The sequence below is a fragment of the Oleiphilus sp. HI0067 genome (assembly GCF_001635735.1).
Genome location: NZ_LWFI01000557.1, coordinates 1 through 10,621, shown reverse-complemented (window position 1 = coordinate 10,621; position 10,621 = coordinate 1). Strand labels below are relative to the sequence as shown.

Annotated in this window: 8 protein-coding genes and 1 tRNA gene; 2 read left to right on the top strand and 7 right to left on the bottom strand. The window is 44.9% G+C overall.

The features are described from left to right. Positions 1 to 5 precede the first annotated feature (5 nt). Positions 6 to 2,000: an excinuclease ABC subunit UvrB gene (gene uvrB, locus A3739_RS06555; protein WP_068478393.1), complete on the bottom strand. Its 1,995-nt coding sequence runs from the start codon at positions 1,998 to 2,000 to the stop codon at positions 6 to 8. 167 nt (positions 2,001 to 2,167) lie between these two features. Between uvrB and A3739_RS06550 the strand changes: the two genes are divergently transcribed. Together A3739_RS06550 and A3739_RS06545 are read left to right on the top strand one after the other, a co-directional pair. After that, the gene (locus A3739_RS06550) at positions 2,168 to 3,352 is read left to right on the top strand and encodes a pyridoxal phosphate-dependent aminotransferase (RefSeq protein WP_304440106.1); all 1,185 of its coding nucleotides are present in this window, start codon (positions 2,168 to 2,170) and stop codon (positions 3,350 to 3,352) included. Positions 3,353 to 3,403: 51 nt separating this feature from the next. After that, positions 3,404 to 3,479, top strand: a tRNA-Asn gene (locus A3739_RS06545). Positions 3,480 to 4,672: 1,193 nt separating this feature from the next. On the opposite strand, the gene A3739_RS06535 is transcribed toward A3739_RS06545, so the two are convergent. The 6 genes from A3739_RS06535 to lpxD form a co-directional block, all read right to left on the bottom strand. Further along, complete coding sequence (locus A3739_RS06535) at positions 4,673 to 6,325, bottom strand: Ig and FN3 domain-containing protein (protein ID WP_068478398.1); 1,653 nt, start codon at positions 6,323 to 6,325, stop codon at positions 4,673 to 4,675. Positions 6,326 to 6,492: 167 nt separating this feature from the next. Beyond that, the gene (gene rnhB, locus A3739_RS06530) at positions 6,493 to 7,119 is read right to left on the bottom strand and encodes a ribonuclease HII (protein WP_068478400.1); all 627 of its coding nucleotides are present in this window, start codon (positions 7,117 to 7,119) and stop codon (positions 6,493 to 6,495) included. After that, positions 7,119 to 8,273 (bottom strand): lipid-A-disaccharide synthase, encoded by a 1,155-nt coding sequence (gene lpxB / locus A3739_RS06525; protein WP_068478402.1) that lies wholly within the window; start codon positions 8,271 to 8,273, stop codon positions 7,119 to 7,121. Before lpxB ends, rnhB begins: the two co-directional genes overlap by 1 nt. Positions 8,274 to 8,277: 4 nt before the next feature. Beyond that, complete coding sequence (gene lpxA, locus A3739_RS06520) at positions 8,278 to 9,051, bottom strand: acyl-ACP--UDP-N-acetylglucosamine O-acyltransferase (protein ID WP_068478405.1); 774 nt, start codon at positions 9,049 to 9,051, stop codon at positions 8,278 to 8,280. Then, positions 9,051 to 9,485, bottom strand: a complete 435-nt coding sequence (fabZ, locus tag A3739_RS06515) for a 3-hydroxyacyl-ACP dehydratase FabZ (protein ID WP_068478631.1) — start codon at positions 9,483 to 9,485, stop codon at positions 9,051 to 9,053. Before fabZ ends, lpxA begins: the two co-directional genes overlap by 1 nt. Positions 9,486 to 9,522: 37 nt before the next feature. Then, positions 9,523 to 10,560 carry a UDP-3-O-(3-hydroxymyristoyl)glucosamine N-acyltransferase gene (lpxD, locus tag A3739_RS06510; protein ID WP_068478407.1) on the bottom strand — a complete coding sequence of 346 codons (1,038 nt, stop codon included), beginning with the start codon at positions 10,558 to 10,560 and terminating at the stop codon, positions 9,523 to 9,525. Between the last annotated feature and the right edge of the window lie 61 nt (positions 10,561 to 10,621).

The window sequence follows — 10,621 nt, the reverse complement described above, 5'->3', positions numbered from 1 at the left end:
CAATACTAGTTATGTTTAAGCTCACTAATACGGTCTCTTAGGGCTGCCGCACGCTCAAAATCTAAGGCCTTCGCGGCGGCGTACATTTCGTCCTCTAACGCCTTAATTGACTTCAGTTTAGAGCCGGAATCAGCGCCGTAGCTCCCACTTTCTTCAGCAACTTTTCTACCGCCAACCTTAACCCGCCCAGGAATTACGACCGCGCCCTCCATGATATCTCCAACAGATTTGTTGAGCGATTTGGGCGTCAAACCATTCTCTTTGTTGTACTCTTCTTGTTTTGCTCTTCGTCGCTCGGTTTCATCCATAGCACGCTGCATTGAACCCGTCACACGATCTGCATACAAAATTGCTTTACCATTTATATTTCGCGCTGCCCGACCGATCGTTTGAATTAGCGATCTATCAGATCTTAGAAACCCCTCTTTGTCCGCATCTAAAATCGCGACAAGAGCTACTTCAGGCATATCCAAACCTTCCCGAAGCAAATTAATACCAATCAATACATCAAATACGCCCTTGCGTAAGTCTTGAATAATTTCGACTCTTTCTACGGTATCAATGTCGGAGTGTAAATATCGAACCTTAACGCCATGCTCCATTAGGTAATCCGTTAGATCTTCTGCCATCCGTTTGGTAAGCGTCGTAACAAGCACTCGATCACCTGCCTCAACAGATTTATGAATCTCCCCGAGCAAATCATCAACCTGCGTTGTAGCTGGACGAACCTCTAAAATTGGATCGAGAAGCCCTGTCGGCCGCACAACCTGTTCAACGACCTGCCCTGCATGCTCTTCTTCGTATTTCGCAGGCGTGGCCGAAACAAAAATTGTCTGTGGGCAGATTCTCTCCCATTCATCAAAGCGCATCGGTCGATTATCAAGAGCACTAGGTAAGCGAAAACCATATTCGACTAGAGTTTCTTTTCTAGATCGATCGCCTTTATACATTGCCCCAATCTGAGGGACGGTAACATGCGATTCATCGATTACCATAAGTGCGTTCGCTGGCAGGTAATCAAACAATGTTGGAGGTGGCGCTCCGGCAGGACGTCCTGACAAATACCTAGAGTAATTTTCGATCCCGTTGCAATAACCAAGTTCGTTCATCATTTCTGTATCATATCGCGTCCTCTCTTCAAGACGCTGTGCTTCAACCAACTTGTTATTATCCTTGAGTTGAACAAGCCTCCCGGACAACTCTTCTTTAATTTGGTCTACCGCATCCAAAATGGTTTGACGAGGGGTTACATAATGCGACTTCGGGTAAATTGTGATTCTAGGTACTCTACGCAATACTTCGCCGGTAAGCGGATCAAACTCAGATAACTGCTCTACCTCATCATCAAACAACTCAATACGAACTGCATCCCGCTCTGACTCGGCCGGGAATACATCAATGACATCCCCCCTGACGCGATATGTTGCGCGCTGAAGTTCCATATCGTTTCTTGTGTACTGTAATTCGGCTAGACGCTGAAGAATCTTGCGCTGATTTGTAATTTCACCACGATCTAGGTGGAGCATCATTTTCATGTAGGATTTAGGATCGCCCAGACCATAGATCGCGGATACAGTCGCTACGATTATTGTGTCTTGACGCTCCATCAACGCCTTCGTCGCGGACAATCGCATTTGCTCAATGTGCTCGTTGACTGACGCATCCTTCTCGATGAATGTATCCGATGCAGCAACATATGCTTCAGGCTGGTAATAGTCGTAATACGATACAAAGTATTCAACTGCATTGTCGGGGAAAAACTCCTTAAACTCGCCATAGAGTTGTGCTGCTAAGGTTTTATTATGCGCCATGATGATGGTTGGCCGTTGAATCTTTTCGATGACATTTGCAATGGTAAATGTCTTACCTGATCCCGTAACACCAAGTAAGGTTTGGTGCATTAATCCATCATCAATGCCATCGACTAAACCCGCGATGGCAGTTGGCTGATCCCCAGATGGAGAAAATTTGGAAGAGACTTTAAATTCCTTGGTCTTCATATTTCAGAAACAACTATGCAGTGGTAAACTTACGCCCCGCAATACTGAGTGCTATAAATAACGCTCAGATTTGGAAGCTTTATCGGTCAATTTTCGCAAATGCTAACAAAAAGTCTTCGTTAGTACGCGTATTCATTGAACGTAACAATCATAGAGTTGAGGCATACATCTTGGAACCTTCATTATCCAATCGTGTTCAAAATATAAAACCATCACCAACACTTGCTGTAACAAATAAGGCAAACGAATTACGTGCTGCCGGCAAGGACATTATTGGCTTAGGCGCTGGCGAGCCAGATTTTGATACACCTCAACATATTAAAGATGCCGCAATTAAAGCCATTGATAATGGCCAAACTCGCTATACAGCAGTAGACGGCACGCCCGAGTTAAAACAAGCAATCATCGCCAAGTTCAAAAACGATAACGGTTTATCTTACGAGCCAAATCAGATACTCGTTTCATGCGGCGGCAAACAGAGCTTTTTCAATCTCGCACTTGCGCTGTTAAATGAGGGGGACGAAGTCATTATTCCTGCGCCTTACTGGGTATCATACCCAGATATGGTGAAGGTAGCTGATGGAACACCAGTAATTATTGAATCTGGCGCTGATCAGCGCTTTAAAGTTACTGCCGAACAAGTCGCAGCAGCGATTACTCCAAAGACAAAATTGTTCGTTATTAATAGCCCTTCAAACCCAACAGGCATGGCGTATACGACTAGCGAGCTTAAAGATATTGCGGAAGTGTTGTTAGCGAATCCGCACGTAATGGTTGCGACCGACGATATGTACGAACACATCTTATGGAACAAAGAAGGCTTCCATAACATCCTAACGGTCTGCCCAGAGCTTTATGATCGTACGTTTGTACTTAATGGGGTATCAAAAGCTTACAGCATGACTGGCTGGCGTATTGGTTACGCAGCAGGACCTCAAAAAGTCATTGCAGCAATGAAGAAGATTCAATCGCAAAGCACCTCAAATCCAGCATCTATCTCACAAGCTGCCGCTACCGCTGCACTAACTGGTGATCAAGAGTGCGTAGATGCAATGGTCGTTGAATTCAAAAAGCGCCATGACTACCTTGTCGAAGCGCTGAATGACATCAATGGCGTCAATTGCCTTGCCGGTGACGGAACGTTTTATGTATTCCCTGACTTCAGCAATGCAATTGAACAGAGTTCTGCAAACTCAGATATCGGACTAGCCGAATTACTCCTTTCAGAAGCTGGTGTCGCATTAGTGCCAGGCTCTGCGTTTGGTTCGCCAGGGTGCATGAGACTCAGCTTCGCGACGAGCATGGAAGTCCTTCAAGATGCTGTTTCAAGAATCAAAAAAGTTCTTGGATAAACGCTTGACCAAGGCGCGTTAGATCATTACTATACGCGCCTCTTATGAAGTTCCCCGATAGCTCAGTTGGTAGAGCAACGGACTGTTAATCCGTGGGTCGCTGGTTCAAGCCCAGCTCGGGGAGCCAATTTCATAAGACATATTCTTAAAAGACGTCAGTGAAAGCTGTACGTCTTTTTTTATTCCTGCAATTTATGCATACAACGAATCCGTGGTAAACCCTACCGGCTTTACCTAGATCAAGCCCAGCTCGGGAAGCCAATTTCATAAGACAGATTCTTAAAAGACGTCAGTGAAAACTGTACGTCTTTTTTATGCCTGCAATTTATGCATACAACGAATCCGTGGTAAACCCTGCCGGCTTTACCTAGATCAAGCCCAGCTCGGGGGAGCCAATTTCATAAGGCATATTTCTAAAAGACGTCAGTGAAAACTGTACATCTTTTTTTATGCCTGCAATTTATGCATATAACGAATCCGTGGTAAACCCTGCCGGCTTTACCTAGATCCAGCCGAACCGAAAAGCCTATCAAAACACAAAAATCATCCCAGCAAACCCTGCAGAGTTTTATAAAAATACTATAAGTATTGATAAAAGCTTTCTGAACATCAGACAATTTGATGCTAATACTAAAAATAAAACACTTTGCTATTACTCTATCGATATTCATTAGTAGCTCGACGGTCTACGCACAGCCCGAGGTGATCAAGGTAAATATTTTGCCAACCATCGAGCAAAATCTTCCCGTTACAAGCTTTAGGTTAAGACGAGCACTTACAAGAACCGAACTGGCATTCGAGCTATAAAACCTTCCCAATAGACGCTCTTTTCAAGAACTTCTTTCAAGCTCAATAGGCTTAGAATTATTCAGAACACCAAGCGCTATAAAATACACGCACGAGATCATTAAACTTGAACCACCAATCAGCATATTTGAGTTCACTGTATTTACTACAAACAAAAGACATCAATTATGCGAAGTGAGCGAGAACAAACTTAAAGAGAAAACAGCCGCCGGAATTCATGGAGTAAAACTATACAAAACTTACTTTGAACCACTGTTTGCATCAATAAATTTAGTACCAAACACTGAATCTGTCGTTAAGTTCGTAAAACTTGGAAGGTCAGACTTTGGGATACTGCCGACACCAACATTAAAGTCTCTGAATGCTAGCCAGCGCGACAGTCTATTTCTGTGTAATCAGTTTGTGGCTGAGTTTCGCTTTCATGCCCACTTACACACGAAATATAAATGGGCTCAAAAACCGATAGAGAACTTACTTATAAGAGAATTTAAAAACTAATCTGATGCACACGGTCTAATTAACCCCAGCAGATATGGTAGACGAAAATTCTCCTTGAACATCATCAGAGTCAACCGTTGCAATCGCGAAATAATAGGTACCACTATTCAAATTATCTAGCGTGTATTGCGTTACGTTACCACCACTAATGTTAATCGTATTGGCCATACCTCCGGCACTGCTTCCATACTTAATGACATAGCCATTAATTTCATACAGTTCAAGATCACTACCATCTTCGCGTTCAACCGGAATATCCCAAGACAGAGAAATGCTGCGTGAAGAAGTATCATTTGAACCGCCATTAGACTGCTGGCCATCATTGGAATTAGCGTCGTCCGAAGAATCACCACTATTCTGGTTGTCAGCAACATATTGATCATCGGTTGAATCACTTGAATCGTCAGGCTGACTAGCATTTTCATCGTCAGCGCTTAGTACTTGGACAACAACTTCCGCAGTTGCGCTTGTAACGACACTTGATGGATTAGATACGCGTAGAGAGTAAGCTCCTGAATCATTGATACTCACTGAACCCAACACTAATGCAGAAGTTGTTGCACCTTCAATCAACTCACCATCTTTAAACCACTGATAAGACATTGGCAAACCACCAATAATATTTGCCGTCAACGATACCCGTTCACCGGCTTCAGTTACCACACCAACAGGCTGAGTCATAATCTGGACTCGCTGAACCAAAGCCCCTTGATCCATCGCACTATTCTGCACCTGAACAAGCTCAGTTACTAACTGATCATAATTCGACTCATCTTGACCTAAGTGCAAGCTAGTTACATCTGAAATAACGCCTTGTGCAGCGTAAACCAACTCATCAACAGCTACAGTGCTTGAGCCTTCTTTATCAAACAACACTAAACTGCCGCTTGCCTTCAGATTCATTTCGATCTCTTCAAGTACGTCAGTCACACCATCGTATGCCCCGCCATTAGCTAGCTCATGCATACCCGCACTAATAGAAGATAATTTAACCCGCTCCGCGCTTGCAGACGACCTTTCTTCTACTTCTGTAATATCTATAGGCTCCCGTAATAAAGCACCTTGCTCAAGATCGAACAGGCCCTCTATTTCATTCTGTGCGGCTTGAGTGGCGGCGATGGTTAGACCACTATCAGAATACTCTGCTTTTACGCGCACCATGTGGGTAAAAGGCGTAACATGAACACTGTTATCAGAAACAGACTCGAGAACAGGGCTAACGCTTGACAATACTAAGTCAGCACCTGGCGTAAAATCTTCGCCGAAATCGTACACACCGTTTTCGCTACAACCGCTCGTCGCCTCACAAGTCATTCGCGTTTGCTCATCAGCCGTCACCTCAAAAACAATCTGCTCACCTACAACACTGCGAGGAAGATTAATTGAGTAATAGCCTTCAGAATCTGTGCGCACCGGACTCCCAACTACTGAAGAGGCGACATTCTTTTGGCCATTCATTTGAATACGATATGCCGTCACCAAACCCTGCTTGATGACACCTTTGACTGCGCGACCACTTACAGACACCTCATCTGACAATGCAGCGGTTGCAACAGGCGCCGCGCTAGCGTCATCAGAGCCGGAACCGCCACCCCCGCATGCCGCGAGCCCTAAAACGCTTGCTAGGATAGAGGTTTTCAATAAGTTTTGAGTCGCTTGGTAAACCATCTTAATTCTCACCAAAATTCGTATCAGTGAGAAAAGCGTAGTCGTACCTCAGGAATTTAGACGGAATTACATCGCATATAATGCTAGCTTTGCGTCATATTTTTGACCAATTTGCGTTTTGTGAATTACTGCAAATCCAATATAAGTGCTAAGTCACGCAGAACCTGCTAACTAGTAGTTTTGTGCAACAACTTTGCAACGGGAGCAAAAGACTTTCGATGCTCTGGACAAACACCATGTTGATCAAGCGCAAGAAAATGCGCCTTTGTGGGATAGCCTTTATGCTTCGCGAATCCATACTGAGGATAGCAAGCATCCAGACGAACCATATCAGCGTCGCGCCATACCTTGGCGAGAATAGAAGCGGCGCTAATACACTTCGCCAATGCATCCCCCTTTATTAAAGGACTTGCTGAGCAATTGAGACCCTTTGGAACACGATTTCCATCGACAAGCAAATGCTCGGGACGAACGCTAAGAGAGTTAACCGCACGCTCCATCGCTAACATGGAGGCGTGGAGAATGTTTAGCTCATCGATCTCCGCTGGGCTTGCTTCAGCGATAGACCACGCAAGCGCTTTACTCTTAATTTCGTCAGCAAGTTTCGTGCGTTTTTTTTCAGACAGTTTTTTAGAGTCTGCTAAACCTTCGATTTCTTGGTCAGGATCAAGAATTACGGCTGCAGCAACCACAGAACCAACAAGCGGCCCTCGGCCAACCTCATCAACTCCAGCTAATAACTGCCCAGAATAGCCCTTAGCGTACTGAAAATCATCACGGAAGAAGCATTCCATTAACGGCGAACCAAATCCAAAACAGCTTGAGCAGCTTCGGAACTAGCGTTACGTTGCAGGCTTTCATGTAGAGAAGTGAAAGTAGCAGCGACTTCGTTCTGACCCTCATCAGAAAGGCGCTCTAAAGCAGCCTTAGATATATTAACCGGCGTTGCGTCGTCTTGTAACAACTCTGGCACTAGTAGCTTATTCGCTAATAAGTTTGGCAAAGCGACAAATGGCGTCTTAATTAACCTCTGCATCACCCAGTACGTAAGCTTGTTCAAACGATACGATACAACCATTGGCCGTTTCATCAACATACACTCAAGCGTAGCAGTTCCAGATGCTAGCAAAACCAAATTGGAAGCTGCCATCACCTCGCGTGAACGCCCAAGTACTAACGAAACGTTGAGATCCGGGAATTCTTTTAATATCTCTTCAACTTGGTCGAAACGATCTTGATTAACACAAGGAACAACAAACGTTGTCGATGGATTCTCTTTTCTGATTAATTCTGCAGCTTCAAAGAAGGAGCGAGCGATACGGCTTACCTCGCCCGAACGACTTCCCGGCAATATGGCTACCATGGAGTCCATATTTTGGAGACTTAAAGCCTTTCGTGCTGCTTCTCGATTAGGCTTAAGGGGTATCAAATCGGCGAGAGGGTGTCCGACAAACCGAACAGAAACATTGTGCGATTTATAAAACTTTGCTTCAAACGGAAATAGGGTCAACATCAAATCAACCGCGCGGGCAATCTTAACAACACGCTTCTGACGCCATGCCCATACCGACGGACTGACATAATGCGCGGTCTTGATTCCAGCTTGCCGTAACTGCAACTCTAAACCGATGTTGAAGTCAGGCGCATCGATTCCAATAAAGACATCTGGCCGATTCGCTAAAAAATGCTTTTTGAGCCCGCGCCTTATCCCGACTAACTCAAAAATACGCCCGAGAACCTCAAACAAGCCCATTACAGATAGGCGCTCCATCGGGTAAAGGGATTCAAAGCCCTCTTTTTGCATCAAAGGACCACCAATTCCCGTAAAACAAATATTTGGATCGTGCGCCTTAAGCTCTTTAACTAAACCAGAGCCCAATATATCCCCTGAAGCTTCACCGACCACAATACCGACGTGAAGGGGCTTATTTGCTGGGCCATTCGACATAAAGTTAACGCATCAATCCGCGATCAGATCGTTCGATACTTTCGATGAATGTCGCGATTATGCCGTCAATGTCCTCAAGCCGCTTCAACTCGTCTAAAGCATCAGTCAAACGAAGACCATTGCGGTACAGTGTGCGATATGCGGATTTAAGTAGCTTAAGTGATTCTGGAGAAAAGCCTCTGCGTTTTAAACCTTCAGAATTAAGCCCATGAGCCGAAGCAGATTGGCCACTTGCCATCACAAAGGCGGGAATATCGCGCAACACAATACTGCCGCCAGCACTCATAGCATGCGCCCCCACCTTACAAAATTGATGAACCATGGTGCCACCACCAAGTATTACGTGATCATCAACATGAACGTGACCCGCCATGGTTGCAGTATTTGCAAATATGCAGTGACTGCCGATACGACAATCGTGTGCTACATGCACGTAAGCCATAAACAAATTGCCGTTACCAATGGTAGTCACCCCTTCATCCTGAATCGTTCCACGATGAATGGTGCAGCCTTCACGAACTATGTTGTCGCTACCCATTACCAGACGGGTTTTTTCACCCGCAAACTTCTTGTCTTGGCACTCTTCCCCAACGCTCGCGAATTGGTAAATTTTATTTCCTGACCCGATTACCGTCGGGCCATTAATTACGACATGCGAACGAATATCGCAGTTGTCTCCAATTTCTACATCCGGGCCGATAACCGAGTAGGCACCGATCGAAACATTCGCGCCGATTTTGGCGCTAGGATCGATGATCGCAGTAGAATGAATTGTCATTAACGTTCTCTCTCAGCGGTCATAATTTCCGCAACACAAACCATCTCGCCATCTACAAGAGCGCGGCAGTCAAACTTCCAAATATTGTGCTTAGCCGACAATATGTCTGACTCAAGCACTAACTGATCTCCAGGCACTACAGGACGTTTAAAACGAACTTTATTAACGCCCGCAAAGTAATGCACTAAATTCTCATTAGGCTTTTTATCTGTTGTCACGAAACCCAAAATGCCAGATATCTGAGCAAGCGCCTCTAAAATGTATACTCCCGGCAGAATTGGCATCCCAGGAAAATGCCCCTGAAAGAACCCTTCGTTAATAGATACATTTTTATATCCTGTAATTCGCTCACCACCAACAACAGAGGTAACTCGATCAACAAATAAAAAGGGCGGTCGATGGGGTAGATATTCATGAATTTCACCGATATCCATCGTGCGCACAGTATTTTCCGCCGTCATATTAATTCCCTTATTCTGGATTGATCGAGTCTAGTCGTTTTTCAACAGCCTTCAAACGAGACTCTGTACTATCTAAGCGTCGCAGTCGTGCAATGCTGCGCTTCCAATCTTTGTTACTCTGAACACCTGTGCCGGAGGAATATGCGCCAGGTTCGGTCAAGCTCTTTATGACCATGGTCATTGCAGTAACATGCACACCATCAGTAATCGTCAAATGCCCAGCAATACCACTTGCGCCGCCGACGATACAATTCTTACCTATCGTTGTTGACCCTGCGACAGCGGAACATGCTGCAATCGCGGTGTTTTCGCCAATCACAACATTGTGAGCAATCTGTATTTGGTTATCTAAAATAACGCCATTGCTAATAACAGTATTATCGAGCGCGCCACGATCGATCGTAGTATTCGCACCAATTTCAACATCATCGCCGATAACTACGCCACCCAACTGACTAATACGTTGCCAACCACTACCTGTCGGCGCAAATCCAAAGCCTTCAGATCCTATCACCGCCCCTGCTTGAACAGTACAACGCTCTCCAATCGTCACCCCATGATAAACAACAACGTTACTATAGAGACGAGAATTGGAACCAAGCTCAGAATTCGCACCGATTGACACGTTATCACCGACATATACGCCATCACCGATCACGACATCATCTGCGATGACAACGCCATGTCCAATATATACATTACTCCCAATACTCGCTGATTCCGCAATAACGGAGCGATCAGAAATGTCGGGCGTAAAATTAGCGACGGAATCCCACTCGACACTTAGTTTGGCGTATGCGAGGTATGGATTCTCATGAACGAGAGCATTTCCCTCGAAACCTTCTGCGAGTTTAGGCGATAAAATGACAGCGCCTGCTGAGGTCGTCGCCAAATGCTTTACATAGGCAGGATTTGCAATGAAGCTCAACTTAGCCTGATCCGCATCCTGAATAGTCGCTAAGCCATTAATGGCTAATGACTCGTCACCTTGAACAGAGCCACCAACTTTTTCAGCAAGCTGGATAAGAGTAAAAGTCTTTTGAAGCATATATAATCGTCAGAACTCTATTTTAATGCATCAAGCATATCGATGATTTTTTGTGTGTAAT

Coding starts and splice junctions, on each gene's coding strand:
- uvrB (WP_068478393.1), bottom strand. CDS start 2,000: ATGAAGACCAAGGAATTTAAAGTCTCTTCCAAATTTTCTCCATCTGGG.
- A3739_RS06535 (WP_068478398.1), bottom strand. CDS start 6,325: ATGGTTTACCAAGCGACTCAAAACTTATTGAAAACCTCTATCCTAGCA.
- rnhB (WP_068478400.1), bottom strand. CDS start 7,119: ATGGAATGCTTCTTCCGTGATGATTTTCAGTACGCTAAGGGCTATTCT.
- lpxB (WP_068478402.1), bottom strand. CDS start 8,273: ATGTCGAATGGCCCAGCAAATAAGCCCCTTCACGTCGGTATTGTGGTC.
- lpxA (WP_068478405.1), bottom strand. CDS start 9,051: ATGACAATTCATTCTACTGCGATCATCGATCCTAGCGCCAAAATCGGC.
- fabZ (WP_068478631.1), bottom strand. CDS start 9,485: ATGGATATCGGTGAAATTCATGAATATCTACCCCATCGACCGCCCTTT.
- lpxD (WP_068478407.1), bottom strand. CDS start 10,560: ATGCTTCAAAAGACTTTTACTCTTATCCAGCTTGCTGAAAAAGTTGGT.